This window comes from Candidatus Enterococcus myersii (assembly GCF_017316025.1).
Taxonomy (GTDB): Bacteria; Bacillota; Bacilli; order Lactobacillales; family Enterococcaceae; genus Enterococcus_C; species Enterococcus_C montenegrensis.
This window is the reverse complement of record NZ_JAFLVT010000008.1, coordinates 111,095-137,907: the sequence shown is the minus strand read 5'-3', so window position 1 is coordinate 137,907 and position 26,813 is coordinate 111,095. Positions and strand designations below refer to the sequence as shown.

Annotated in this window: 25 protein-coding genes; 6 read left to right on the top strand and 19 right to left on the bottom strand. The window is 35.0% G+C overall.

What is annotated here, in order from left to right:
- Window positions 1–13: 13 nt before the first annotated feature.
- Genes JZO76_RS06055 through JZO76_RS06040 form a run of 4 tightly spaced genes read left to right on the top strand, consistent with a single transcriptional unit; the run spans window position 14 to window position 3,413 of the window.
- Window positions 14–817 (top strand): carbohydrate ABC transporter permease, encoded by an 804-nt coding sequence (locus JZO76_RS06055; protein ID WP_242595805.1) that lies wholly within the window; start codon window positions 14–16, stop codon window positions 815–817.
- Window positions 818–1,636, top strand: a complete 819-nt coding sequence (locus JZO76_RS06050) for a carbohydrate ABC transporter permease (protein WP_206903255.1) — start codon at window positions 818–820, stop codon at window positions 1,634–1,636.
- Window positions 1,633–2,583: a prenyltransferase gene (locus tag JZO76_RS06045; RefSeq protein WP_206903254.1), complete on the top strand. Its 951-nt coding sequence runs from the start codon at window positions 1,633–1,635 to the stop codon at window positions 2,581–2,583. Before JZO76_RS06050 ends, JZO76_RS06045 begins: the two co-directional genes overlap by 4 nt.
- A complete protein-coding gene (locus JZO76_RS06040; protein ID WP_206903253.1) occupies window positions 2,583–3,413 on the top strand; it encodes an ABC transporter substrate-binding protein in 831 nt (276 codons plus the stop codon). Before JZO76_RS06045 ends, JZO76_RS06040 begins: the two co-directional genes overlap by 1 nt.
- A 341-nt stretch (window positions 3,414–3,754) precedes the next feature.
- Here JZO76_RS06040 and JZO76_RS06035 read toward each other — a convergent pair whose 3' ends face one another.
- From JZO76_RS06035 to JZO76_RS06025, 3 genes are all read right to left on the bottom strand, one after another.
- On the bottom strand, window positions 3,755–4,120 hold the full coding sequence (locus tag JZO76_RS06035) for a hypothetical protein (protein WP_206903252.1): 366 nt from the start codon (window positions 4,118–4,120) through the stop codon (window positions 3,755–3,757).
- On the bottom strand, window positions 4,105–4,626 hold the full coding sequence (locus tag JZO76_RS06030) for an SWIM zinc finger family protein (RefSeq protein ID WP_206903251.1): 522 nt from the start codon (window positions 4,624–4,626) through the stop codon (window positions 4,105–4,107). Before JZO76_RS06030 ends, JZO76_RS06035 begins: the two co-directional genes overlap by 16 nt.
- Before the next feature lie 128 nt (window positions 4,627–4,754).
- Window positions 4,755–7,808: a type I restriction endonuclease subunit R gene (locus JZO76_RS06025; protein ID WP_206903250.1), complete on the bottom strand. Its 3,054-nt coding sequence runs from the start codon at window positions 7,806–7,808 to the stop codon at window positions 4,755–4,757.
- Window positions 7,809–7,907: 99 nt separating this feature from the next.
- Between JZO76_RS06025 and JZO76_RS06020 the strand changes: the two genes are divergently transcribed.
- The gene (locus tag JZO76_RS06020; protein WP_206903249.1) at window positions 7,908–8,477 is read left to right on the top strand and encodes a restriction endonuclease subunit S; all 570 of its coding nucleotides are present in this window, start codon (window positions 7,908–7,910) and stop codon (window positions 8,475–8,477) included.
- 20 nt (window positions 8,478–8,497) lie between these two features.
- Window positions 8,498–9,418 (top strand): site-specific integrase, encoded by a 921-nt coding sequence (locus JZO76_RS06015; RefSeq protein WP_206903248.1) that lies wholly within the window; start codon window positions 8,498–8,500, stop codon window positions 9,416–9,418.
- A gap of 24 nt (window positions 9,419–9,442) precedes the next feature.
- Here the strand turns inward: JZO76_RS06015 and JZO76_RS06010 are convergent, their stop codons facing one another.
- From JZO76_RS06010 to arsC, 16 genes are all read right to left on the bottom strand, one after another.
- Entirely contained in the window at window positions 9,443–10,624 is a 1,182-nt protein-coding gene (locus tag JZO76_RS06010) for a restriction endonuclease subunit S (protein ID WP_206903247.1), read from the bottom strand.
- A complete protein-coding gene (locus JZO76_RS06005) occupies window positions 10,617–12,239 on the bottom strand; it encodes a type I restriction-modification system subunit M (protein ID WP_206903246.1) in 1,623 nt (540 codons plus the stop codon). The genes JZO76_RS06010 and JZO76_RS06005 overlap by 8 nt, the downstream gene beginning before the upstream one ends.
- A 180-nt stretch (window positions 12,240–12,419) precedes the next feature.
- Complete coding sequence (locus tag JZO76_RS06000) at window positions 12,420–13,775, bottom strand: hypothetical protein (protein WP_206903245.1); 1,356 nt, start codon at window positions 13,773–13,775, stop codon at window positions 12,420–12,422.
- A 14-nt stretch (window positions 13,776–13,789) separates the two neighbouring features.
- Window positions 13,790–15,277, bottom strand: coding sequence for an McrB family protein (locus JZO76_RS05995; protein WP_206903244.1), 1,488 nt, complete (start codon window positions 15,275–15,277; stop codon window positions 13,790–13,792).
- 207 nt (window positions 15,278–15,484) lie between these two features.
- Window positions 15,485–15,871, bottom strand: coding sequence for an HIRAN domain-containing protein (locus JZO76_RS05990; protein WP_206903243.1), 387 nt, complete (start codon window positions 15,869–15,871; stop codon window positions 15,485–15,487).
- 418 nt (window positions 15,872–16,289) lie between these two features.
- Complete coding sequence (locus JZO76_RS05985) at window positions 16,290–16,841, bottom strand: hypothetical protein (RefSeq protein WP_206903242.1); 552 nt, start codon at window positions 16,839–16,841, stop codon at window positions 16,290–16,292.
- A 28-nt stretch (window positions 16,842–16,869) separates the two neighbouring features.
- A complete protein-coding gene (locus JZO76_RS05980; protein WP_206903241.1) occupies window positions 16,870–17,427 on the bottom strand; it encodes a hypothetical protein in 558 nt (185 codons plus the stop codon).
- 225 nt (window positions 17,428–17,652) lie between these two features.
- Window positions 17,653–18,558 carry an Rgg/GadR/MutR family transcriptional regulator gene (locus JZO76_RS05975; RefSeq protein ID WP_206903240.1) on the bottom strand — a complete coding sequence of 302 codons (906 nt, stop codon included), beginning with the start codon at window positions 18,556–18,558 and terminating at the stop codon, window positions 17,653–17,655.
- 262 nt (window positions 18,559–18,820) lie between these two features.
- Window positions 18,821–19,621 (bottom strand): hypothetical protein, encoded by an 801-nt coding sequence (locus JZO76_RS05970; RefSeq protein ID WP_206903239.1) that lies wholly within the window; start codon window positions 19,619–19,621, stop codon window positions 18,821–18,823.
- A 659-nt stretch (window positions 19,622–20,280) separates the two neighbouring features.
- Window positions 20,281–20,637, bottom strand: coding sequence for a hypothetical protein (locus tag JZO76_RS05965; RefSeq protein WP_206903238.1), 357 nt, complete (start codon window positions 20,635–20,637; stop codon window positions 20,281–20,283).
- A 529-nt stretch (window positions 20,638–21,166) separates the two neighbouring features.
- Window positions 21,167–21,979, bottom strand: coding sequence for a metallophosphoesterase (locus tag JZO76_RS05960; RefSeq protein ID WP_206903237.1), 813 nt, complete (start codon window positions 21,977–21,979; stop codon window positions 21,167–21,169).
- Between the two features lie 281 nt (window positions 21,980–22,260).
- On the bottom strand, window positions 22,261–22,536 hold the full coding sequence (locus tag JZO76_RS05955) for a hypothetical protein (protein ID WP_206903236.1): 276 nt from the start codon (window positions 22,534–22,536) through the stop codon (window positions 22,261–22,263).
- Between the two features lie 913 nt (window positions 22,537–23,449).
- On the bottom strand, window positions 23,450–24,469 hold the full coding sequence (locus JZO76_RS05950; protein WP_206903235.1) for a hypothetical protein: 1,020 nt from the start codon (window positions 24,467–24,469) through the stop codon (window positions 23,450–23,452).
- A gap of 53 nt (window positions 24,470–24,522) precedes the next feature.
- Window positions 24,523–24,765, bottom strand: a complete 243-nt coding sequence (locus tag JZO76_RS05945; protein ID WP_206903234.1) for a hypothetical protein — start codon at window positions 24,763–24,765, stop codon at window positions 24,523–24,525.
- Between the two features lie 306 nt (window positions 24,766–25,071).
- A complete protein-coding gene (locus JZO76_RS05940; RefSeq protein WP_206903233.1) occupies window positions 25,072–25,587 on the bottom strand; it encodes a hypothetical protein in 516 nt (171 codons plus the stop codon).
- 818 nt (window positions 25,588–26,405) lie between these two features.
- Entirely contained in the window at window positions 26,406–26,813 is a 408-nt protein-coding gene (arsC, locus tag JZO76_RS05935) for an arsenate reductase (thioredoxin) (protein ID WP_010750094.1), read from the bottom strand.

The following is a 26,813-nucleotide window of genomic DNA, read 5'->3' as shown; positions in this document are numbered from 1 at the left end:
TTTACCGCTTTTATTGTTACTAATTTTTGGCCTCTTGCCGATTGGAACGTTAATTTACAATAGCTTTACCGATTGGGACGGACTTTCAGTTGAAAAAAACTTTGTCGGCTTTAAAAACTATATCACCATTTGGCAGGACCCGGTTTATTTTCAGGCCTTTAAAACCAATCTCTTTTACTTAGGTTCTGGTCTTCTACAAATCATGATAGCCTTAGCTTTAGCCATTTTATTGTCGACAAAAACCTACGGCAAAAATATTTTTAAGGCTGTGATTGTTTTTCCCATTATGATCAGTGGTGTGGCCACTTCTTTGATTTTCCGCCTGTTCTTTGAACCAGACGGCTCATTTGACCAGCTTTTGCAGTTTTTACATTTAGGCAAATTTATTCGCTTATGGCTGGGGGATCCGGCGGTGGCCAATTATACATTAGCTTTTATTTCCTTATGGCGCCATTTAGGCACGAGTTTTTTACTGTATTTTGCCGCCATTCAAGGTCTGCCTAAAGTGTATCAAAAAGCTGCTAGTTTAGAAGGCGCCAATTTATGGCAACAAACCCGCTATATTATTTTGCCAAACATTCGCACCGTTTTAAAATTGAACTTTATTTTACTCACCATTGGGGCTGTTTCCGCCTTTGAAATCCCCTTGATTATGACCAATGGTGCCAATGGAACCGCGACTTTTTTAGTCCAAACAATAAAAGTCGCCTTTGATCAAAAATTAGTCGGCCTAGGCTCTAGTCTAGCAGTTTTAATGTCTTTCATTGTGATTTTCTTAAGTTTAGCCCAGCAACGCTTTCAAAAGGAGGAGAAATAAATGCGAATGATTGCCAAAACTAGTAAATATTTCTTTTTAATTGCCTGGCTGTTTATTTGCTGCTATCCGCTTTTGACTGTTTTTTTTGGCTCCTTTAAAACTTACCAAGAATTTAACGCCACCCGCGGAATTACCCCGCCAACACAGTGGCACTTTGAAAATTATCGGCTGGCTTTTACCACTGGCAATCTGCCCCAAGCCTTTATCAATACCTTCATTTTAGTTTTTTGCGGTGTCTGCGGCAGTGTTTTAATTGGCTCAATGGTCGCTTATGTTTTAAATCGGTTTGATTTTCCTTTTAAAAAGCTGGTGATTGGGGCTTATTTTCTAATTTCGATGGTCCCGATGGTCGTCTCCCAAATTTCTACTTTCAAAATTATCACCGCATTAGGTTTTTACGATCGCCTAATTGCCCCGGTTGTAATTTATTTGGGAGCAGATGTTGTCATGATTTACGTCTATTTGCAAATGTATGAAAAAATCCCCGTTGAATTAGATAAGGCGGCACTGTTAGAAGGGGCTAGTTATTTTCAAATCTATCGCAAAATTTTATTTCCATTATTGCGGCCAGCCACTGGCACAGTGATCGTTTTAAAAATGATTAGCATCTACAACGATTTTTATATTCCCTTTTTATATTTACCTGGTTCAGAGCACGGGACAGTTGCTACTGCCCTTTACCGCTTTATGGGCCCTAATCAAACCAACTGGCAAGTGATTTGTGCCTTGGTGATTTTAAGCATTATTCCGATGCTACTGGTCTTTTTAGCATTGCAAAAATATATTTATGAAAGTTTGGCAGGAGGTGTCAAAAGTTGAATGTTCTAACCTATTTACACGGTTTTTCAAAACGTGCTTATACTGTCATGGAAGTGCGGACTGGCTTTGCCACCGGACTGCCGGTTTTAAGCGGGAGCTTTTTTGGCGCATATTTAACGGGAGAAATCCATTTTTTATACATGATTTTATTTTTTATTGCCGGCTTTTGCTTTAATATTGTCGCCAATACCGCCAATGAAATGCGCGCTTATTTAGCCAAAGAAGAAAATGAAGCAACCTTTACCCACCACAAAGGGAGCGAGGGCTTGGTTCGTGGCGATGCCAAATTTTTGGATGCTGTCTTTGTTTTACTCCTCATGATTGCCCTTGGCGGCAGTTGTGGTCTGCTGCTGGTTTTTCTCACCAAAGATTTGTGGCTGCTCGCTTGGGGATTAGTTGGTTTATTGGCGGCAATTACGTATTCCTTAGGTCCAAAACCTTACCTGCTTTACCCAGTAGGAGAAATCGTCTCTGGCTTTTTTGTCGGTGGCCTTGCTTGTTACTTAGCAGGTAGGGTGCAAATTGGCAGTGGCAGTTGGCAGCTACTTGTATATAGCGTAATTCCCATGATTTTAACCGTCTTTTTAATGTCCACCAATAACGTGGGCGACTACGAAAAAGATCGCGGCGTGCGGGTAACATTGCCTCACGTCATCGGTTTTCGCAATGCCATTTTACTTGTGATACCTGAATTTTTGCTCTTGTTTAGCTGTTGGGTAATTCTTTTGGCAACGCAAACCATTCCCTGCTGGCAATTTTTAGTCGGCTGTTTGATTTTTTACCGCCAAGGCTGGCAACGTTGGTACAAAGACTATTGGAAAATCTCAGCCGTTTACCCTGAAATGGGCAAAGAATATGGCCCTCGCCCCTTACTGTTGATTTATCACTTTAACACTTGGATGAGCCTTTTATTTTTCATCCAAATCATGGGAAGGAAGTACTTATAATGGAAAAAATCCGTTTGGTTCAAAATAAAATCAATCCCCTCGTGTTACCTGTAATTTTTGCCGATAAACTCGGCTACTTTGAAAAATTTGGTGTCCCCGTTGACTTAACCATCGCCGAAACCTTCCAATTCGCACAAAAAAGCAGTTTTGTCGCCGGTGACGTGGATGCTATGATGGGGGATTTAACCTTTTACTTTAACTACCGCCAGCAAGGAAAAGACGCTGTCGTCACCACTGATTTGACCCGCACCATTCAACTGCTAGTAAAAAAAGACGCGCCTAAAAAAGGGCTGCGCATCGGGGTCGCCCGTAAAGGACTGTTTCCCTTTTTTATGGCTCATGATTTAAAAAATATCCTCAACCAGCCTGAAATCGTGTGGGTCGATAACACCTACGAGCGGATGGACCTGCTGCAAAATGGGAAAATTGACGGCCTCGTTGCCATCGAACCATTTATCACAGACATCTTAAAAAGTCAGCCCGATACTGAAATTTTATGGCACTCCAAAAATTCGGACAAAAATATGGTGATGTGGTGCTTTGATCGTAAATTTTATGATAACAATGGCGAAACAGTTGCCAATTTCCACCGTGCCTTAGAAGCCGCTGCCCAAGACTTCAACGCCCTATCAGCTACTGAAAAGTGCGCTCAAGCGATAAAAGTTGCCCACTATACACCACAAGCCGCCGAAAACTTGCGCCACTTCACATTTGAAGAACAGCACAATTATGCGGCTAAAGATTTTGAATTATTAGCAGATTTCTTGTGGCAAACAGGCGAAGTAAACCAGAAGTATCTAGCAGCCGATTGCTTGCGGAAAGTGTTTTAGGTGAAGTTATTTTTGACAGAAAATTTTGACGTTGCGGTGTTTTGTTGCAGAATTTTCGTTGGAAAATATTGTTGGGAAATTTGGGCGGAAATTTTGACGCAGAATCTTTTTAAAAAATTTTAGCGCGAACTTTTGCGTAATAATTATTACGCAAAAGAGCAGGGATATTCGTTGGTTTGGAATGAAAAGCCTCTAAACTAAATGTGTTAGAAAATACGAGGGGTAAAATCGTTTTTTCTGCTACGTTTAGTTTAGAGGTTTATTTATTGGTTCTTATGACACACGGCGCAGCTCATCTTTCATGGCACTACGCCGAGGATATTTTTGCAGTAATTCCTCTTTTATTTGACAATTCTAGGAGCAAATTCCAATTTTTCTTCACCTAAATTGGTCAAAACCGCAATTAAGTCTTCTGTAAAAAAGTCTTCTTTGTTATTTAATCGTTGGGTAGCCCAGATAAAAAAAGGCTCTATGTCTTTAGCAGTAGCAAATTCCATGACTTCTTCCCACAATTCAGTGATATAAGTCAGAATTGTCAGCATCACGCCATTAGAATCATCAATATCAATTTCGTGCAATAATTCATAACTAGCTTGCCCTAATTCAAAAGCCGCCGCAAAATTCCGACTAGCAATCAAATTTTCCCCTTCTGTTGCTAGATAATCAGTCATATCAGCTTCAAACTCACCCGTTACTTCATAATCCATAAAACCATCATAATCAGCATACGTATCAAAAATATCTTGCACTTTCTCGCGGTAAAATTCAAATTGATTCTTCCCTGTAGGCCGATTTTTTTACCAAAGCGTTGTAAAAAAGCCGCCTGTAACGCTACATTGTGAGCCATTTCAGCTAATAAAAATGCTCGTAATTCACTACCCTCTACATTACGAATTAAAGACAAAACTTCTTCATAAGAAGCTTGCTGTAAGTATTCTTTTTTATTTGTCGCATAAAAACAAAAGGCCGTCGCCGCTACGTGCTTACAGTGCCGACCAGATTCTGCGTAGGGGCAATCACAAGTCATCGCTACTAGACTCTGCTTTGTCTGATCCAAACGAAGATAAACTTCGTAGTAGCCATCACTAGCAGAACTTTCTACCTCAGCAAAAATCTCACTACCCTTTATTTCAAAAGAAATTACTTTATCTTCTTCAAATAATTCTTCACCACGAAATAAAATTTGTGGTTCAAACAACGCTTGCCAGTTCACTGACTGCACCTCCTAGTTTTTCATGGGAACATACTTTGATACGTTGATTATCGTGGAAAATATGGAGAGGGGAAATGAATATCCCTTCAAAAAAGAGTGGATTTCTCCACTCTATAAATTGCAACTACTTACCGCTTTTGTAACGGTAAAATTTCTTTTTCCATTAATTCATTAAAATCACTGCGAACTTGCTTGCGATATTTTATCCTTGATAATGTTTGTCCTGAGGTTGATTTGTAGCGTTCAAAGTTTTCAGGACGGACAAGTTCTTTTTCGCCAACTTGATGTTGCTTCTTCGGATTATAGTTTGCCACCAGATAACGTGCATCACTTTCGTCAACCTGCCATTTTTTTGAAAAATTTTTGACCATCTGATATTGTTTGTCTTGGATCATGTTCTCCAAAATATTGGAAATATTTTGATCCCGATAGTTTTCCGGGTTCAAAATGACATCTTGCCACAACTTACGGATCAGACTTGCAAGTTTTTCGTTGTTTTTTGCTAAATCATCAATATAACGATTTACTTCTGCTGTCGCCTTTTGATCTTCTTTTGCCACTAGTTCATATTCGTCATCGCCACTAGGTACGAAAGCTTGAATCAGCAGCAAGATATACTCATAATTGATTTCTTCAGTTTTGACAGTTGCTAATTCGTAGAAAATATCGATATCAACTACCTCGGGACCATCACCTCCACGTAATTCTTCAATCGCATTCACATATTTACCGTTATACTCTTCAATTTCTCTTACTTGAATGGGAAACTCTGTGCCGATTTGTTCTGGCTCAAAGTCCGTGTAAACTTGAATTGCTGCATAAGTCCGATCAAATTTCTGATACGCCTTTACAAATTTCTTCAACTCAGCAGCATTCAAATTATCCACTTGGATGGCACTAGGCTGATTGGCAACTTCACGTAAATTTTCTAAGGCTTTTAAGAAATTATCTTTCGCCTCTTCCCAATCAGGCGCTAATACATAATTTTCACCACCATTGGAATATAAAACCAAGGCTTCTTTTACTTTTTGTTCAAAAGTCTTCGGTGTTTGGAACGTTACAATTTGACCGTACTTTTTATTTTTATCAAAGAGACGGTTCGTTCTTGAAAAGGCTTGAATCAACTCATGGGGTTGCATTGGCGGCCGATCAATAAATAAGGTCGATAAACAGGGGGCATCAAACCCAGTTAAAAGCCGATCCACCACAATGACTAAATCAATTTGTTCTGATCGTGCTAAGTAGGCTTCTTTTTTTCGTGCCAGTCGATTATTAACCTCACGATTGTAGGCTCGCATTGTTTCAATCGTAAAATCTGTATTAAATTCTTTGTTGTAGTCCTTTAGAGCAGCCTTCATTTTCTCTTGATTTGTAATTGAAGCTTCCTCATTTTCTGAAATTGAATAGGTAATCGCCACTTTCGGAAAGTCTGGCAAAGTACGCTTCGTCGCTTCATCGATTGTAATACTTGTTTCTCCACGTTTCACTAGCTGGAAAAGTTCATAATACCGTTGCGCCTGAGAAATAGACGAGGTGGTCAAAATTGCATTACAGGTCTTGCCTGAACCATTTCGAAAACCCAATTTGTTTCGTGACTTGTTCAAAATCGAGTCAATTACCGCTAACATGTGTTCTTCATTTGAATAAACCGATTTCGGTAGTTTTGCTTCTTTTTCTTCCAACTCTAAGGCATCCACATCTAACTTATTTTCATCAGCTAATTGGATAATCGTTCGATCCAATTCCTCTTCAGAAAAAGTCGACTTATATTCCACCTGAAAGCCTAAAACCGCACGATCATGAATGGCCTCTTTAACCGTATATTCATGAAGTCGTTCCCCATAAAGTTGCTGCGTTGTACGGGGGAGATTTCCTTGTTCTTTCTTTGCATTCTCTTTAAAAATCGGTGTGCCAGTAAAACCATACCAAAGAGATTGAACAAAAAATTCGCTAATTTCTTTTTTCTTACCTGGACTTACTGCACGATGGCATTCATCTACTACAAAAGCTACCTTCAACTGCGTCATCTGCTCGTAACGTTTTGTCCCTTCCTTACCAGAAAAACGTTTCATCACATGATTTAGCTTTTGAATAGTTGTTACCAAAACATTGCGCTCATCTGAGAGTAGCTTTTTAATTAAGTCCTTCACATTATCTGTGCCATCAATTTCAATTGTGTCATTTTCAGCGTATGATGTAAATGAAGAGGTCGTCTGTTGATCCAAATCGACGCGGTCAATAATAAATATGGTTTTCTTCAAAGATGGAATTTGTAATAAATTCCGCGCTACTTTATAAGAAGTCAATGTTTTACCAGAACCGGTTGTATGCCAAACATAACCAGATTTATGTTGCTTAGAAGCAACTTTGACTGCCTCAATTGCATGAATCTGATAAGGCCGAAGTAAAATCAGCGCTTTTTTCTCACTGTCAATTACCGTATACTGCGTCACCATCTTGTGAGCCATTGGAATTGCTAACACTTCTTCAGCGAACTCCAAATAATCATTGACTGGATTGTTATCTTTATCCACCCACTTGGTTAGAAACTGTTCATTTAACTTTGTATCTTGCGCACTCGCAATATAACGTGTATCTGTCCCGTTGGAAATCACAAACATCTGCACAGAAGAAAAAATCCCTGTAAATTTTCCTTCCCGAACATATTTCTTTATTTGACGAAAAGCGTCCATATATGGATGGCGCCGATTTTTTAATTCAATATGGATCATTGGCAGTCCGTTAATCAATAACGTAACATCAAAACGTCGATTAAGATCTTCCATTTTCCGCTTCTCTGACTTGAATTGATTAATAACCTCATAAGAAGAAATTCCCCCTGCCACATCTTGGCGATTAATCACTCGCAAACGAATTGTCCCAAGCGCCGCGTCTTCTCGTTGCACTTGAACCTTTGCCACGCCATTTTCACCAGCCAACCAACGTGCCGCCTCGTAAAAATTGGGGAAACTCAACTGATTTTGAATTTGACGAAATTCTTGCGTCGTCAACGGCACGCCTTTTAGAACATCTTGATTATTAATTTCCAATTTTTGCCGCAAATTCGCCCACAATTCTGATTCTGTATGTAAATCGTCCCGATAAACCCACTGTGATTCACCTGTGATTAATTTTTGAATCAATGTATCTTCTAATATCTGCTCTCCAGTAAACTTTGTCATTATTTCCACCCACTTTATATACTCAAAAAAATTATACCACATAAAAAAAGCGGTATCATTTTTAGTGTTATTTTTTAATATTGGATAGAAATTAGGGTAATGAATGATTGGGAACAGCGTAAGTTTGAAGATTTATTAGATAAGAAGGATGGAGTTCGCCGTGGGCCATTTGGAAGCGCCCTAAAAAAAGAGATATTTGTTTCTAAAAGTGATTATGTTGTCTATGAACAGCAAAATGCGATTTATGATAATTATAAAACTCGATATAACATACCCCAATCCAAATTTGAAGAGTTAAGTAAGTTCTCATTGGAAGAAGGAGATTTCATTATGAGCGGGGCTGGTACGATTGGAAGAATCTCACGTGTCCCAGTTGGAATTAAACAAGGAGTGTTTAATCAAGCGCTTATACGATTTAAGATTAATAATGAAGTTACGGACTCAGAATACTTTATTCAATTTGTTCGGGCGGATAACATGCAAAGAAAACTTACAGGTGCTAATCCAGGGTCTGCAATTAACAATTTGGTACCTATGTCAGAGGTAAAGAATTGGGACATTTTGGTCCCAAGTAAACAAGAACAGAAACGATTAGGGGATTTTTTTAAAATTCTGGACAATACCATCACCCTTCATCAGCGAATTGGAAAATTTGATTTATATACATAAATTTTAAGGAGGCGTTTGTTATGTTCAAAGAATCGACTGTTTTGTTTCACGAATACTATGCAGAATGGATTGATTTGTACAAAGTTGGTGCAGTGAGAGACGTTACTTTGGCAAAATATCGTATGTCTTACCAATGGTTGAAAAAGATTTCACCACATTTGAAACTTTCAGAACTAGATCGGAAAAATTATCAAAAAATCATGAATCAATATGCTTTGTCTCATGAAAAACAAACAACGATGGATTTCCACCATCAATTAAAGGGCGCTATTATCGACGCTTTAGATGATCAATTATTGCCAAGTGATCCCACAAGAAAAGTTGTTATCAAAGGAAAAATTCCTCGAGAAAAGAAAATGAAATATATTAGCCAATTTGATTTACAAAAACTACTTGATACCTTAACTCTTTCTGACTATATCAATGAAGATTGGCTAATTCTATTAATTGCCAAGACCGGCTTGCGCTTTTCTGAGGCATTAGCATTAACGCCGGCAGACTTTGATTTTGCTTACCAAACGATTTCCGTCACAAAGACGTGGAACTATAAAAGCCAAAGTGGTGGATTTCAAGATACTAAAAATTTTTCTTCTAAGCGGAAAATTCCTGTCGATTGGAAAACAATGATGCAGTTTGCTCAACTTATTACGCAACTGCCTTCGGATAAGCCAATTTTTGTTGACAACCGTATTTATAATTCAACGATTAATAATCGTTTAAAAAAATATTGTTGCTGTGCAAATATCCCTGTAATTTCAATTCATGGTCTACGTCATACACATGCTTCTCTTTTGCTTTTTGCGGGAGTTTCAATTGCCAGCGTTGCTAGAAGACTTGGCCACTCCAACATGACAACAACGCAACAGACTTATCTGCATATCATCCAAGAACTTGAAAATCAAGACAACGATAAAATCATGCGCTATCTAGCTGGCATATAAAATAGAAGGTGCAAAGTGCACCTTCTATACAAACATTTTTTGTAATAATCCTTTTTTCATTTCTTTCAAATAATCAAGTTTACGCTGATGAAGAGCGATAGTGTTGTCTAATATATCTAGAAATTTACCAACCTTAACTTGTTCTGTTATATCTGTGTATGGAATATTCAATTCATTAATTTGCCATAATGATAACGATGGTTGTGCACCAATTGTGGCATCGCTCTTTATAAATGCTGAAATTTTTGATGTTTTTAAAGAGTGGAAAATAAATCGATTATTCACTATATTGCTTAATCGAATAACTGCAATTTGTTGATTTGTATTTGCGGGAAGGTCCATATCCCTTACTACGCCTACACGTCCTAACGTTCCTACGATAGAGAAAAGTAAATCATCGGTTTTAAGTTGTGAACGTTTTAAATATCCGTTATGTTCTTCTAGACTTATATTAGCTGTTACATTAATATATCCAGAGATAGAATCAATGCTCTCAGTCTTAACATAGTTAACACTTCCAGCCCACGATTTATCTTTTGGGGTTGTTCCTTTTGTTATCAAATTAGTCACTTCCCCCAACTTACGCTGTTCCCAATCGTCAGCAAATCCTTCAAATCTTATTTCAGGAACTTTTTCATTGTTTTTCGGAAACATTTTTTGTAAGTAAGCTTTTTTAGTTTTTTTCAAATTTTCTAATTGTTGCTGATGAAGAGCGATGGTGTCGTCGAGTTGTTTGAAGAAGGTGCCAATTTTTTGTTGTTCTTCAAATGAAGGTAAGCGAAGGCTTAATTTCATCATTACATCCGCATTTAATTTTGCACGTCCTCCACCGACTAAAAATGGTTCAATATTGATATTTTTGATAGCATTCATTAAAAATTTATTGTCCGTTATACCGTTATAGCCTTGTAAAACGTGGGCATGATTATTAACCCAAACTTTGCCCTTGACATATTGAACAGGATAATTTTTTAAATCGTTTGCTCCATCTTCTGCGACTAAAATAAACTCACCCTCATGAGTAAATCCTTCAATATAATCCTGAATACCATTTGCACCATAGTATGGTGTATCTCCCAAAACGCGTTCAGATGCTGTAATTGGAACTCGCAAATTGTCATATCTTTCCGCAACTTCCTCCAACTTACGCTGTTCCCAATCATTTTCAAATCCTTTAAAACGAATTGCTGGTTTGTTTTCAGGCATGGTTTTCACCACCTTGTGTCGTTGATACCTCTAAAAATTGGAGAAACTGTGCTAGGTCAGCTTGTAGCGCAGGTTCATCTGTTGTTAACTGCTGTACCATTTTTGCTAGTTCTCTGTTAGCATCTTCAATTTGTGTTTGAACTGTTTGCATTTCTTTTGTTACTTCTCCCAAGTCAATTGGTGCTTCTTCTTCAAAAGTATCCACGTATCTTGGAATATTTAGATTATATTCGTTTTCGACAATTTCAGAAAACGCAGCGACGTGAGCATATTTGTCCATATCTTCTCGTTTTTGAAAAGTTTCAAGAATCCGATTAATGTGTTCGGGTTCTAATACATTTTGATTTTTACCCTTTGTGAATTCTTTTGAAGCATCAATAAATAATACATCTTTGGTGGTGCGATTTTTCTTCAAGATGATAACTGTCGTTGGGATACTTGTATTAAAGAAAATATTCGCTGGCAAGCCAATGACCGTATCAATTGCCCCATTGTCTAAAAGAATTTTGCGGATTTTCCCTTCCGCAGCGCCTCGGAACAACACCCCATGAGGTAAAACAATTGCCATAACACCGGTATCTTTTAAATGATAATAACCATGTAATAAAAAGGCAAAGTCCGCTTTAGATTTTGGCGCCAAAACACCATAGCTAGAAAAACGCGGGTCTTCTAAAAAGCCTGCATCTGCCGACCATTTGGCACTATACGGCGGGTTCATTAGTACTGCGTCAAAGTTCGTTGGCTCTTCTGTCGGCCAGTCACCATCCAAAGTGTCAGCGTTGCGTAAGTGATGATTCCCCACCTCGACACCATGCAAAATCATGTTCATTCGCGCCAAGTTATAAGTTGATGTGTTTAATTCTTGCCCAAAATAATTAATTGTATTCGGTTCATGGGAGAATTTCTTTGCATTTAATAACAGCGAACCTGATCCCATTGTCGGATCATAAACAGTAAAGCCTTTTTGATCTTCTTTTCCCAATAAAACAATTCGCGTCATTAACGTTGAAACAGGTTGCGGCGTGTAAAATTCACCCGCTTTTTTGCCAGAATCAGATGCAAATTGACCAATCAGATATTCATAGGCATCCCCTAAAGCGTCCCCTTCGTGAGCGATATCTAATGTCGCCAATTCCTTCATCACAGCAGAAATTGTTTGATTTTGCTTTTGCGGTGTTGCACCCAGGCGCTTAGAATACAGATCGACATCTTCAAACAAGTTTTCAAATAATTCGCTACTTTGCTCAATATTACGAAACCCCTGCGCCAAATCTTCTAGTTGGAAACGCCCTTTATGAATCGTTGCCACTAACGCTGTAAAGGTTAAGTTGGGCTCTAAAGCATAGGAATAATCGTATTTTAACTCTTCTATTAAATCGTCCTTGGTTTCTGAATCTGCAAAAGCTTCTTCGTAAATTTTTTGTGCCTCGTTTAAATCAGCAACTTCTACTTCTAATAGTTCAGCTGCGGAATATAACATTGTATCAGATAAATACTTATAGAAAACTAAACCCAATAAATAATTTTTATATTCATTTGCATCCATTTTTGAACGCAAAATATCCGCGCTATTCCATAATGCTTGGTACAGTGTCTTTGAATTTAATTCTGCCATTTCCCAATCTCCTTAATTTTCCTTATAGTTCCAATTGTCTGTAAAACAATTATCTTCACCTTTAAATTTACCCTTGTTTTTTTATATTGCAATCCCATTTTAAAGTTTTATTTACATTGCAATAACACCTGACTAAATCAAGTTTTACTATCGCCATATTCACATCAAAATTTTGGATGATTAATCTTTAACTAAATCTTCTAAGACTTTTCGCAGTTTTGTCCTTAGATATTGAATTTTCTTAATATCAATTGGTAGCCCAATGACAGCAATTTTCGTTCCTGCGTATTTAACAACTTCAACTTGTAAATCGACGTCAGCAGTGGGAGCTATCAGAACGCCTATTTTAGCGTTCTTCAAATTTGCATAAGCTAACACTTGATGAACATCCGCTCTAAGTCGTTCTCTTTGTGTTAGCGTGACAGATTGCGACCTGGGATAAAAATAAGATTTGTACTTTGCATCAATGACTATTATCTGATCATTGATTTCTACAACTAAATCAGGCTCTAAATATTTAGGTAATAATTTCAAAATTTTATTAGAACTTCTTTCTTTTGTTTCAACAAAACGGCTAATTTTTTCATTGTGTGCTGAAATAATCACTACTTGACTAATTATCTTTTGCACATATCTTTCAAACAATTCAGAGAAATCAACGCGCCACGCATATTTATCTTCTTTAAAGTTTTCAATATAATTATTCAAAATAACTTTTAACTTTTGAACATCCAACGCATCACTTTGCTGTATAAAAAATTTTTCTGTTACTAACTTTGAATTTGAAACCTGTTTAAAATTATTCAGCAAATGACTTGTTCTATTCAACTTCTCTGCCATCTCAATTCGGATATTTTGTGGGGCTTCATTACCGCGCAATAAGCGAATTGATTCCTTTAAAATTAAAAGTGCTCGTTCAAATTCTTGATGATTCTGAGATAATCTATTTAATGTCGTTGGAAATTCTAACCGTTTCTCCGGTTGATAGGACCTTCGAGCGTACTCTGACCAGTTAATTTTACCTTTTGGTTGTTGAAGGACCACCTTCAAGCTCTCAAATTGATACCAAGATTGTTTTTGTAAAACAGGATAAAAGGCATTTACAACATCTTTTGCCAAAATAAACTTCGGTGGCTTACTTCCATTTGTTCGTGTTAATTTCAATTGGACGTTTCTTTCAAGGTTGATTTCGTAGTCGCTATATTCTGCCAGCTCAGATATCCAGGCAAACCAATCCAGTGATTGTTCTGCATTATACCGCGGACGGATAATAATATCGCTTAGCGGTTTACTAATTTTCCCAGGAAATCTAAGCGGCGCAGCACCTACAAAAGTGCTTGTTTCTAAAACAATCTTTTTATCATTTAAAACCGGCTGAATCCCTAAAAATTCAAGCGTATCACGATTCAAACTAATAAAACTGGCATTAGATTCATTGATATAACGTTTATCATTAATCGCTTTTTTTGGCAAAACATATTCAAAAGAATCAAACGTCGTCGCTAGGATTGCTGGCATAGACTGATCTTTTCCCAAAGCCACCACTCTCCTTATAGATCGATCGTTTGATCAATCTCTTCAATGAAAAATTGATTGAAATGATCTGCTGCGTTTGTTAAAAAGCCTAAATTTAAGTATTCTTTGATTAAAGGTAGCAATTCATATTCTATTCGCTCTTTCATCTCCTCTTCACTATCAGCGATAAAATAAGATTGTCCTGGTTGTAATAACAATTCCTCGCTAGAAGCATACATCTCAAAAATTTCATTTATTTTGTTAAACTGCTCTAAATGGAATGTATTATTTGGTAAAGATTGTGGGAATAATGTATACCACATAAATCTTCTTCTCAAAGCAAAATCAACTACCGCTAAAGAACGATCTGAAGTATTCATTGTTGCCACAACATATAAATTTTCAGGCAATTGTTTAATGCTAAATTCTGGTTGTCCATCTGTTTGTTTTCCCAGAGAAATTTCAGCTCGGGTATCCTCATCACTCTTTTCAAATAAATAGAACGCCTCTCCTAAAACATTGCTTAAATTAGCGCGATTAATTTCATCAATAATCAATAATACTTTTTCATTAGACTTTTCCTGAGCTTTTTTAATCGCCTGTAGTAACGGTCCATTTTCATAGCGATATACTACATTATCACCTAAGACACTCGGCTGGTAACCACCGATGAAATCAGAATAACTTGTTTCCGCATGAAACTGGGTAAATACATAATCTGAAAAATCTTCTCGCAGTTTACCTGTTAACCGAGTTTTCCCAGTTCCTGGTGCTCCTTGTAAAACAACATATTTTCTCTTCTCAAGTAAATTCTTTACTTCTGTGATCTCATCAATTGTATTGTCTTTTTTTAAACGTATTGCTTCTAAATAGTCCGTTGCTGTTTTCTTTTGCGCCTTCGTATTCGGCCAGTTTCTTACTTCGGCGTAAACTGCCGCGACAGCTTTAAATACTCGCCAAAAAATTTCTTTCTCCCACTCTTGCTTGTTTTCCATCACATCGAAATTTGGCTCTTCTACCATTACAACAAATAGGTCTTGTGTGTGTGAATCAATTTTATCATCAACATATTCAGCCTCTAAACTCTTTAAATACTGCTTTTCACTATCATCTGTAAAGTCTACTGCACAAAAACATTTCAAGGGAAAATTGGCAGCATCATTTCCTGAAGATTTTTCTTTAGCATAATTCATTAGGTCCTTTTGCAAGCGCATAAATTTCCGTTTAACACCAGGAGTCGCAGCCAGTTGATAGTCATCTCCAAAGCCTAAACTACCTATATCCAGTGAAATACGGTAATGATTTATCCCAGGGTTAACCTTTAATGATAGCCCAGCGTACGGTCCGCTTTCTGCTTGACCTGCTCTAATAAACCCAATAAAATTCTGCTTCCTTTTTCCATCAACTGTAAGATCCTCATGAACTGCTTCTCGTAGAACGTATAGCTTATTTCCCCTTGTTTGTGCCCCAAGATCTTTTAGAATCTTTTCCATCTCTTCAATAAGCTTTTCCTTTTTTGACATCGCTTTGCCTCCTCATTACTACTAACTATAAAATAAGATTTAACATAAACTAAATCCGATTAAAGTTTTTTTCTCTAATCAGAGTTTAAATTTGATAAATAATAGCGCATACATAAATTATAACATTTACCTATAAATACTCCCATTTCCAGCGAGAATAAAAGCTCTTTGATCCTGCCTACACAGATCAAAGAGCTTTTAACACTGTTATTTTTCTTGGCGGTTATCTTTTATTCGTACCACTACGCGGAATTGTCGTTCAGGATGGTTTTCAAGATTGACAGTTTGAATGCGCGCCTCGAATAAATCACTGTGTCCAAAATACAAAAAAGTACTGAACATCGTATTTTTACTGCTAGGAATATAACCTAATTTTTTCCCTTCATAATAAATAGCAACTGCTTCAGGATCACGAGGATTATCTGGCTCGCCTACTAAATTTACCACCCTTCCTATCTTTAAATTCTCAATAACTTCCAAGCCATCATAATAAGCAAACCCAGCAATATGAAAGTCCATAAAAAAACGACTTGGCTCATAGCGTTGTTGCCGAATCGATTCAAAAGCAGCCTTTGGTGAAAATTCTTCTGACATCTTAAATACCTCCACCTCTTCTTTTCTTCTATTATATATAGCAAATTGCAGACTAAATTCTGGCTGTGAGCCACAATCGAAAGATAGAACCTTTGTCCTACTTTTCCTTTTGTAAAAATTTCTTCAATCACAAAAGACAGTTAGCAGCAATGAGCCTACTTTCACAACTAAAAAAAGATAAGTTAAACAAATATAAATAACAGACATCTCATTTATTGGAGATGTCTGTTGCACATATTGATTTTGTAAGAATTTCAACCAAAATTGCATAAAGGTCAATCCTCAACGTTTTTTTACAATATTTTTTTGTAGCGTAGCTAGGATTGATTTGCCTTTGTATGGAGCATAATCAACACCTAAAATAATTTCTCAGTAAGACTATTTCATAAACAACAATAGCGTTTACTCTACTAAACTTTTAGCTTCGTTTGTACGTAAGATAATGGTTTAAAACAGCTTGGAATAAGCCATTACTCATGCTTTTATTTACTTCATCCCATTGCGGTTGTTGTTTGTAAAAGGCAATTTTATTTTCGATCAAATCCGACGTTGGTAAAGCAAAAAATTTGCTTGCTGTTTCATTTGGAATATTTAATTTATAGATTCCTTTTGTAATAACATCTGCCTTATTCGATTTTGCTAAGTCGTTATCGCGTAACCATTTTTCAAATTGCGCTTGTGCTTTCGTAACAAATTCTCTTTCCTTCATAAATTCACTATAGTGATTTAGAACTGCCAAAAATAAGCCGTTGCTGACAGCCTTATTTACTTCTTGCCAATTTGGTTGTTGCCGATAAAAAGCAATCTTCTCTTTTACCGCTTCTTCAGTATCCAGCTTGTAAAAATCAGCTTCTGTTTCACCTGGAATATTTAATTTACTAATGCCCTTGCCAATCACTTCAGCTTTATTGGATTTCGCTTGTTCAGTTAACCTTAACCATTTTTCAAATTCTGTAGCTCTTTTATTCATACCAATTCTCCTTTACATCTCAATAATTTTATCTAATAAAAATAAAATAAATAATTACCAAAATAATCAAAATACCAGCACAACCTACCACTGCCAGAGAACCATCTTCTTCAGCCTTATTTGTACTTTCTGGTCTTGCATTATTAGATCTTCGCGGTGATAAATCTGGTCGGTAAGGTGTAGTCGTAGTCGCATTTGCTTTTTGTTGTGCATAATCTAGTAGTACAGATCGGAAACTTGGACTTGCAATATATCTATCTCCTTCAATATAATACGAAGACAGATTATGTAAATAATTTCCCCACAAATCATAAATTTCATCATCGCTAATAGCGGGATGGCTCTGCTTGAATTTTTTTATCCAATTTGGACCTTTGTCCGCTCCATTTCCAAAAAATCCGGCATACCGCATCACAACATTTGTTGTAATTTTCGGATTACCAAATTTTGCATCAGCTGCGTCTACGCTACCACCCTTCAATAAGTAATAACTTCCCGAATCTATTGATTGACGAATATAGTTATTAATATTTTGAAACTCTTTTTCTGTAATCCCTGGTACAGTATTTCCGCTTAACTCTGCCATCTCACAATCTCCTCACTTACTTTTTAGCAATACCTTACGATTTCTAAAAACGATACTCTTTCTAAATGTGAAACCATTTATTCCATACACGAATTCCTGACATTAAAGTCAGAAAGCATTTCAAAAAGTAGTTAACATACACACTATTTATTTTATTTTTGTTTCTGCAATGCCTTTATCATTTATTGTTGGGCATTACTCGATTAATTGAGACAATACAATTTCCTATTTGGTTCCATTTTGACTGTTATTCACCTCTGACAACGCCTTGTTTAAATCTATAAACAAACTGTTGATCGTCGTCGGATAATTACCAATCAATTTCAACGCCTGGATATATCCCTCACATTCAGCTTTCCCCTCCGCTACATTTCCTTGCAAAATTTTAATCAAGGCTACTTTACTTTTATAGATGACACGATAAAAGAGATCGGTCGGATCATCATCTACTTCCATATATTCTCTTGATTCATTAATCACTTCTTGTGCCAAATCTAGTCTTCGACGATCAACAAAAAAACTAACGATAAAGGTAATTAATTGAACTGTCTCTGGCCTATCATCGATATGCTCTTTTCTTTGTCGCTCAAAATTTCTGGCTACACGCTTGTAGTAAAGCATCACATCTTCTGCTGGCAAAAAATGAATAAAACTACCAAAAATAAAGTTTTCATATTCATACCAGTTATCAATCTGCTGCAAATGCTTACGTATGGACTTAATATCTTGATCTGAAATGGTCTTATTGATGTTGTAATAAAACCCTGCTTTTATAATTAGGCTAAGATGAAGATCTTTAGCAAATCCGTCACTTTCGTATGCCTTTTCAAATTGCTTAGCAAATTGGTCAAGTTCATAGTACTTTTTCGAATAGATTAACTGATTTGCCACATTACTGAATTTCTCAAGTTGATCAAGCGTGTTGCCATCATGAATTTGCATGAATTCTTTCCATGACATAAAGATTCGATTTAACAGTAGTGTTAAATTATCAACCGTTATTTTTGAATCGCCTTTTTCAAATTTGTTTAAAAATTGCGGGCTTACAATTCCATCAGTTACTTCTTTAACTGTAAAACCTTTACTTTTACGGATTTTTCTAAAGGTTTCGCCATAATTTTTTTCCGTCATCTGATGACACCTCCATTCACGTTTGCTTAAATTTACTAGTTTCAGTTTACCTCAAAAAAATATCGTTAAAAAAAAAGCGAAACTATGCTTGATACTTTTCTTCATATTGGGGGTCTACACGATAAAAAAGAAACTAAATTTACTTTATCTAAGCTAAATTATTTCTCAAGTTAAACAATCGTTACCTTATTTTTAATATAGTGAGCAAACAAAAAAGATACTCTCTCGCAATAAGAACGCTTCCAAAATGTTGCAAAAGTTTTTAAGGTAAAGTTACCTCTATTGGATCTGATAATACTCCCCCACCGTTTGAATATCTGGATACCATTCTATCTTTTGTTACTAGAAAATAGCCCTTTTTTGCTTTTTCAGTAGGGTCTTGACTGATAAAATATACCTGAAAATTTTCTTCACTATCTTGTATTGTTTGCATATATTGTAATGCCCAGCCTAAAGTTTCTTGATTAAATTTTTCTGCATATTGAGCTGCATTTTCAGCAGTAACCTGCTGCGTTTCATTTTTCGAATGTAACGCATATCCCCCACTTTGTAGCTTGTTGATAGCTTCTTTTTTTGCTTGACTAGCTTGCTCTTGCGAAATCCACCCTTGCTGAACTGCATTCCCATAATAATCAATTATGCCCCAAAATCTATCACCATATTCAGTACCTTCTAATCCAGATGCAGAATATATTTCATTACTTACAGTGAGCCCTCGTTGAGTTGGAGGAAAAGGGTTACCTTGCATGGTAAACTTGTTGTAAGCGTCTACATATTTCTGAGCGTTATCAGTAGATAGAATTTCTTTGACATTAACGGACTGTATGTCTTTTTCAGTCTCACTAGTAAATTCCAAGGAGTCGCTGGTAGAAGTTTTTAAAGAGGTAGCTGAGCTAGATTCTAATGTTTCACTTGAATCAGAAGTATCCTCTTTCTTGGTAGCAGTTGTAGTATCACTAGAAATTTTAGACATACTTTGTTTTTCATGAGTATTGCACCCTACTAAGAATGTTAAGGATAATAAAATTGCGCTTAACATAGCAGCATATCTCATTCTTTTCATAATATTCACCCTTAAATTATTTAAAAAACATCATGACAATTGTTCCACGCTTTAATAGTAACCTAACAATATACTCGCAACCGGATTACTTTCTAGAAAAGAATCACGCAGGAGTTATTGAAATAAGAACAAAATATATTCCATAGACCAATCCAGAATACTATCTGAAAAACATCCCAACTAAATACAATAAAAATACAAACTTTATTTTATCGTATCAAAATATAGCACTTTATCAATTTCAATTTTCTTCTGAATATACATGAGATTTGACTACTAGTTTGAATGCTTATTCAGCCTAACAAGTGAGGTAGCTCATTTTACAAGCTCTTAAAATAAAAGTCAGCATAAATAGTACAACGTCTTATCTAATCAATTTGCCACTCTCAAATTCTTCTTGAACTGTATCTATCCAAATCATAAGCTCTTGGCATCCATGAACTTTCCCTCTAACTCTTTTCTTTTGTTGTTTTTTCAATGCGATTATATTCTGTATGCTCCAATAATTCTACAATTTCAAATATCTGATTTATACGGCTCTTTATAATTTTAGTATTGCTATAAGACTTGGGAGATCAGTTAATTACTTCAGTACAAACTTTTTATTATCCTTCAGCCGTTTTAAAGAATACTAGCTTTTTAGACTTTATATTATGCTTTTAGCGATTTCCTAAGGTATTGAATAAGAGCAGATAACCTGCAAAGTCTCCCCATCTTTTTCGATTTTTTTTACGATCACCTAACAAATTTCCCCACTCAAAATCCTGATCACTTTTTTTATAAACATAACGAATCATTGGTTCTAGTGTAGACATGTAAGCATTATGTTGTGCTGAACGAGAAGCATCAACACTAATCCGTTCATCTTGTGTTTGGAGGGCCCATTTAGAACGGACTATTACATACTTACTTGCTTCATCTATTAAATCTTCCCATAATGTACGAAAATCTTCGTCCTCTTTATCAGCTTGTCTCATAATGCCATTATAAATTTCTAACGCCTCATCAATTCTCATAGCACTATCTTGTTGTAAATAATTTTCAAAAGTAAAATTAATCATTTAAACATCTCCAATTTCATTAAACATCTAACTGCTGTAAATTTATCAATACTTATTTTATCTATATCTTTATACATCAAATTTCCGCCTCTAGTAGGCAACAATAAGTTTTCCTGGTATAGCATAAAATTTCATTCCTATCTCAAAAATACTTATAGTCAATTCATTAAGCAGCTTTTCGTTTTAAAATAACGAAATTTCTAAAATTTTTTTCCGCTATTTTACCCATATAAACAGTTTTAAAATCGACTTCGATTAATTGGGCTATTGGCAAGGTTAAGCGGTGCTCATTTTCAAATTAGAACATATCTTTGATTATATCTTCTCTGATATATAAATCTAACCTATTGTTTAATAGGTACTCAGACTTTTTTATTTAGATCAATCGTTAAAGTGTGAACATTTCCATTAATATTTTGCCCCACATCCTTCTATTTATTCAAATTCGATATTTTCTCACATATATTAAACCTTGATTATGCAATCACTTAATTTCATATTTAATTAAGGAATCGGTTTCAGTATTTTTTTCAAAGCTGAAATACTTTTTTGTTTCTGTATCATATTCTAGAACGGGAATATTTTTTGTAGCCAAAACATTGCCATCAATAAAGAAATGACTTTCTCCATCCCAATATACTTTTCCGGCATACGATAAATCTTTCGATACCTCAGTGCTCCAAACATGTCCAGCGATAATATCTTTGTAAAAAGACCCCGTTTTAGGTGGATACATATTAGTAAATTCTTCGTCAGCAGTAGCATACTTCCAGAGTCCATCCGAGTACTCAGCAATTCCAGCATGAACGAATATTTGATTATCGGTTTCAATAAAACGTGAAGCGGCGTCTTTTTTATGTAGCCATTTTATAAGACCCGTTTTATTGCCTACAGACTTGATTGCAGCAATCAAGTCCTGCACCATAGCACGTTTTGACTTACCGTCTGCATTCTTAACTATGATATTGTACTCCTCTGGGTTATCTCTAAAAAAACTTTTAATTGTGGAAACACCACCACTACTCAAATAACCAAATAAATCATTATCTTTTTGTTCTAACCAATTCATAAAGGCTTCATCATGATTGCCCCACAACACTTTTATCTGCTCTGGGTATTTCTGTTCTAGTTTCATAATCTGTTTTAATATACGGTAGGAATCTTTACCACCATCAACATAATCTCCTAATAAATATAACTGATTCTCTTTTGAAACACTCAAATCAATTAATCGTAATACTTGTCTAAAAGCTTTATAGCAGCCATGTATATCACTAACAGCATAAATTTTTGCCATAACTGTTACTCCTTTGTCAAAAAGTGTATTGGATAGTGAATAACTTATTTCCAGAAATTTTAGTTTATCAAAATTAAATCCACATCATTGCACAACTAGAGATAGAATAGCAGACAAAATTTCACTCAATCTAAACTCAAAAAATTGAAATATATTTTGATGCTCATCATAAAAGTCTTCAGATCAGTTTGTCACTCAAATGTTTATTCTCCTCGTTGCAAGTACAATCGTTCCAATGTTTTCTTCTTACTCCAATCAGCTTTTGTCACACTTACCTATCACTAGACTATTTCTAAAACTTTTGAAGTAATACGTGTAGTTACTTCTCCTTTGCCAAGAGGTTCAAGAACAAACACAGCCGATAGGCCTACCTGTAATCGCACGATTTCTAGGACATACAATTTTTCGTTATCTCGTCTTAAAGACAAGCCACTATTTTCATTCTTTCTTTCTAACCACACTTTTCGATTTTCATCAATTGTTAAAATATAAGTACTTCCTGATTCAGTAAAAAAAGTATATTTTCCTTGAAGGCTTTGCTCATTAATTTCGTTCATATTTTCCTCCACCTTAATAAAAATAATTTTCAAGTTGATTGATCCTCGATCGAATCTTCTTGCCTTGTTTGATACTATCGTATTTAAAATTAGCTATAGAGATATACTCACTCTTATCATACTTATACTTTGAGTGCTTATGTCTCTTTGAAATTATGTCCTCTTCAATTAGCATTTCCAACAATCTCAAAATAAGCACTAGACAGTGCTTTAAGGCACTCTACATCTGCGCTGAATGCCATCAGTCTCTGATTTCCCGAAAGTCCTTTTTTTCTTTCGATTCGAGACAAATTGTTACATATTTTTTCAAAGTATAGATTATCGCCACCATAAATTCTAAAAGTAGCCAGTCAATGTAAAATTCTTTTTAAAATTATCACATTAACTTTTTCAGTCAAAAAACTATTTTATGAATATAACTATACAAGCAGACTAAGTTAACAAAATTACTATTACATCCTTAAAAGAAAACGAAATAATAATCAAGCTAGCAGCTGCGATTACTATTAAAAATCTAAAACATTGTAATAAACTAGGATATTTTTAAAAGTTATCCTTATTTTTTTGAAAGTTTGAGGTAAGAGAAGAGAAATTTGTTTTTCTTTTAATACATTCTTGTAGCAGATAATAGAATCTCATTTCTTTCTACTGTCCACGAAAGAATGCGATTATATTTTTAATATGACTTTTACTTCAAAATATAGAACAAGTACTGCTAAAATTGCTCCTGTAGTTCCAAAAAGTATTTTTGTTGTGGTAAAGCAATCGTTAAAATTAGTCGTACAGCGAATACAAAGACTATATTTTCTTAAAATTTATCGCTTATTTTAAAAATCCCTTTATTTTATTTACTAGCACAACAATTATTTTCAAGTAAGGAAGCAAAGTCATTTTTTTACCTTGCTAAGTTTGTCTATTTAATAATGTCATTAAAAAATCGAATTTTTTCCATGTTCACCAAATCATCCTTGTAAAATTCTAAATTTGTTAAGTCAAGTTTCTCACAAAGTATTTTAGTCATCCATTTTCCTCGTTCTTCAATTAGCAAATTGACATTCCGGTAAAATTGCTCAAAGTCATCTATTTTTTGGGGATATACTCCATTTATAAAAATGCCTTCTTTATCTTCTAGATGTCCTTTCCAAAGTTCTCCTACAGAATAATCTTTGTTAACATATGTCTGTAAGAAATATTTATTAATAAATGCTTTCCAAGCCTCTTCTCCTTCAATACCTATTGCCATGAACAAATCATATAGTACTCGAAGCGTGATATCCCAATAGTCGCGGAATGCTTCACTCGATCCACGTGCTATATTTAATTTACTTGGAATAACTGTAAAATTACCCAAAGTATCAGTCATTCGAGCAAATAAATTAAAATTACCCCAAATTTTATATTGTTCTTTATAAAATTCAAATTCTGTAATATTTAACAGACCTGAATCTGCTTCCTCCGCCCATTCGCTTAACTTATTAGCTATTTTAGGTTTCTCGTTAAATGTCTTTTTGTTTTCGTTGCCGAAGGGAGCATAGGGTATTTTTTTTGTTGGACTTGTTAATAACAAAGGTGTAAAAGTTGTTAAAAAGGAATTCATATGATCTCCTTTTATTACAAACTTTTCTTCATCTTGCCATTCCAATACCTGATAAATTGGAAATACTACTCTATCTGTATCCTTATCCATACCCTTTTCAATATTTTCATCTTCGTATATTTTTTTTAAAGAATCGGTAAATGGATTAGATTTAGCTTTATTTAACTCCTTCGTATATTTGTATTTTAGCCATGATTTTAAGTGAGAAGTATCATCAGTATCAGCGTTCGGAAACATTTCGCTCTTGTAAAATTGCTTAAAGTCAAATTTCCATGGTGGAATTCCATTTTCATCACAAGTTTTTAACCATCTTTTTACCCATTCAGCACTTTCCATCGTATTTTCTCCTTTGCATTTATATAAAAGAAAACGCTTGATTGCCTTTTCCTTTATCGTAAATCTAATTGTTTGATCTGTTGTTTTTCTTTCATTAGGTATTCTACAATCATGTAGTAGATAATCACCACGTCTTGCTCTAACGTAAAAACATCATAAAGGCTACACAGTTCTGGCTTGCTCGATGCTTTAGCAAACTTATTGCAATCTTGCAACAATTCTATTGCTTGATCTTCAATCTTATCTTCAACCTCATGCTCATCATTAAAAACATAACTGAAATTATAGTTTCCCAAAGTTTCATAAGTTCCGTTGCATAAACGGTTTGTTTTATTGTGCTACGTGTAAATAAATCTACTGACATAATAAATATCTCCGTTATAACCGTAGTTAGTGTATTTCTTAAAAAATATTGAAGAAGTTTGTTAGCGAGTATCTATTCAGTTGTCAAAGATCGCCATCCTGAAATTCTCCTTTATTTCTCCTTTTTATATCTGAATAATACACCTTCTTACAAACCGTTGTCAACATCTATTTCTCCATTTAATTGACGTTTTTTTGAATAAAAAAAGAACTCCTAATGAGTTCTGGAAATTACAAAACTATAATAAATCATTTACTTCAAGCTTGATCATTATTTCGTTAACAAATTCTTTGAGCACATTCTTAGTTTCTGCAGATATATCTTTTTGGTCAAAACTATCCAATATTTCAAAAATTACAGTCTCTACAGAAATATCATTTTTATTTTGAAATTCATATATGGCCAGTCGTAAAACAAATTTAATCGCTGAACCAATAGTTACATAATTAGTATTGACACTTTTTTGTATCATTTTTTTTAATTCTTCAATTTTAGGTTCTATATTCTTAGAGATTTGGAATTTAGGTCGTAATGCCCCAGAAGAAATTTCATACTCTTTATCAAGAGTTATTGGTAAATTAAGTATCTTGTTCCAATCAGTTTCTTTCCATGTATCATAAGTATCTAAAATTGCTTTTGACAATACTTCACCCTTAGTAAAATTAATTTCGTTATGCTCTTGGTAATATTCTTTCAGCAATTCAAGCATTTCTGCTGTTTCATAAGCAATTCTAACTTGTAATTCTATTTTCACCATCTCCTATTCTAAGTTGATATCTTTATTTGTTAGCTAGATTTTTAATTACACCTATTCCACCCAACTGATTCTCCATTTAATCTCAACATAAATATATACCATAAAATCATGAACTTCAAATATATTTCTCAATGCAAATAGCTATTTGCATATTCCATATGAACAAATTACATTATACATCCCCGATATCGTCCCAATTTATAAAAAAAGACACCCTCCAAAAAATGGAAAGTGCCTGAAATTGTTGATATATAAGGTATATTAACGTTTTGAGATGTGACTCGTACTTATTACAAGTACTTCTATCAATAGAAATCCAATTATATCAACATTACAAACATCTAAAAAACAGTTTGATATGGATAAAATAGGATTAATATTGATATTACTTGAACCAATTTGAACCAAAGATGAATGGTAGTTGAATACAATTTTCTTACTAGTTTATCAATCTTTTTTAGAGTTATTCCTCCCCTCTTATTTATTTGAGACCGTATTGATGGCTGGATAGCTGTCTAATAGGGGTTTCAAGGCCAGAATTAGCTAAGCTACTAGATTCTCAAATAATTGTATAAGCCGGTCACACCTACTTAAATGTGATTGAGAAGGTCAAATATAGGGTCAAAAAATACTCGTCAGTATGTCAGATAGATAAATCCAATTTTACGCCAAAAGCAGATCCTTTTCTCTTAAAATAGTAAGAGCCATCGAAGATTTATGTTTCACTTCGCACGGCTTTTACTTTAATTTTCCAATTTATCAAAAGGACATTTTACGTCTTTTTATCTTTTACCGAGATAGATGACAGTTGCTACTTAATCTAGCAAATTCGCTACACGACTTTTTATATCATCTCTAATTTCTCTGAATTTATTAATGATTTCTTCTTCTGTTCCAGTTGCTTTGGCTGGATCTTCCAAATCCCAATGAGCATGCTCAATCCCTTTTGGAATTACTGGACATTTGTCTTTGGCATCACCACATAGCGTAATAATTAGGTCTGCCTGATTAAAATAATCCATATCGATCAAATCAGATGTTTGCGTAGAGATATCTATCCCTTCCTCAGCCATTACTTGAACAGCTCTAGGATTTAACCCATGTTGTTCAATGCCGGCACTTTTAATTTCAAATTCAGCAGTTGGCAAAATAGCTTTTCCATAACCTTCTGCAATTTGACTACGACAAGAATTGCCTGTACATAAAAAGTAAATTTTTCTCAT

Excerpts from the sequence above, each read along its gene's own strand:
- JZO76_RS06050 (WP_206903255.1), top strand. The coding sequence starts at position 818 with ATGCGAATGATTGCCAAAACTAGTAAATATTTCTTTTTAATTGCCTGG.
- JZO76_RS06040 (WP_206903253.1), top strand. The coding sequence starts at position 2,583 with ATGGAAAAAATCCGTTTGGTTCAAAATAAAATCAATCCCCTCGTGTTA.
- JZO76_RS06035 (WP_206903252.1), bottom strand. The coding sequence starts at position 4,120 with ATGGATTATGAAGTAACGGGTGAGTTTGAAGCTGATATGACTGATTAT.
- JZO76_RS06025 (WP_206903250.1), bottom strand. The coding sequence starts at position 7,808 with ATGACAAAGTTTACTGGAGAGCAGATATTAGAAGATACATTGATTCAA.
- JZO76_RS06020 (WP_206903249.1), top strand. The coding sequence starts at position 7,908 with ATGAATGATTGGGAACAGCGTAAGTTTGAAGATTTATTAGATAAGAAG.
- JZO76_RS06015 (WP_206903248.1), top strand. The coding sequence starts at position 8,498 with ATGTTCAAAGAATCGACTGTTTTGTTTCACGAATACTATGCAGAATGG.
- JZO76_RS06010 (WP_206903247.1), bottom strand. The coding sequence starts at position 10,624 with ATGCCTGAAAACAAACCAGCAATTCGTTTTAAAGGATTTGAAAATGAT.
- JZO76_RS06005 (WP_206903246.1), bottom strand. The coding sequence starts at position 12,239 with ATGGCAGAATTAAATTCAAAGACACTGTACCAAGCATTATGGAATAGC.
- JZO76_RS05995 (WP_206903244.1), bottom strand. The coding sequence starts at position 15,277 with ATGTCAAAAAAGGAAAAGCTTATTGAAGAGATGGAAAAGATTCTAAAA.
- JZO76_RS05990 (WP_206903243.1), bottom strand. The coding sequence starts at position 15,871 with ATGTCAGAAGAATTTTCACCAAAGGCTGCTTTTGAATCGATTCGGCAA.
- JZO76_RS05985 (WP_206903242.1), bottom strand. The coding sequence starts at position 16,841 with ATGAATAAAAGAGCTACAGAATTTGAAAAATGGTTAAGGTTAACTGAA.
- JZO76_RS05980 (WP_206903241.1), bottom strand. The coding sequence starts at position 17,427 with ATGGCAGAGTTAAGCGGAAATACTGTACCAGGGATTACAGAAAAAGAG.
- JZO76_RS05975 (WP_206903240.1), bottom strand. The coding sequence starts at position 18,558 with ATGACGGAAAAAAATTATGGCGAAACCTTTAGAAAAATCCGTAAAAGT.
- JZO76_RS05970 (WP_206903239.1), bottom strand. The coding sequence starts at position 19,621 with ATGAAAAGAATGAGATATGCTGCTATGTTAAGCGCAATTTTATTATCC.
- JZO76_RS05965 (WP_206903238.1), bottom strand. The coding sequence starts at position 20,637 with ATGAGAATTGATGAGGCGTTAGAAATTTATAATGGCATTATGAGACAA.
- JZO76_RS05960 (WP_206903237.1), bottom strand. The coding sequence starts at position 21,979 with ATGGCAAAAATTTATGCTGTTAGTGATATACATGGCTGCTATAAAGCT.
- JZO76_RS05955 (WP_206903236.1), bottom strand. The coding sequence starts at position 22,536 with ATGAACGAAATTAATGAGCAAAGCCTTCAAGGAAAATATACTTTTTTT.
- JZO76_RS05950 (WP_206903235.1), bottom strand. The coding sequence starts at position 24,469 with ATGGAAAGTGCTGAATGGGTAAAAAGATGGTTAAAAACTTGTGATGAA.
- arsC (WP_010750094.1), bottom strand. The coding sequence starts at position 26,813 with ATGAGAAAAATTTACTTTTTATGTACAGGCAATTCTTGTCGTAGTCAA.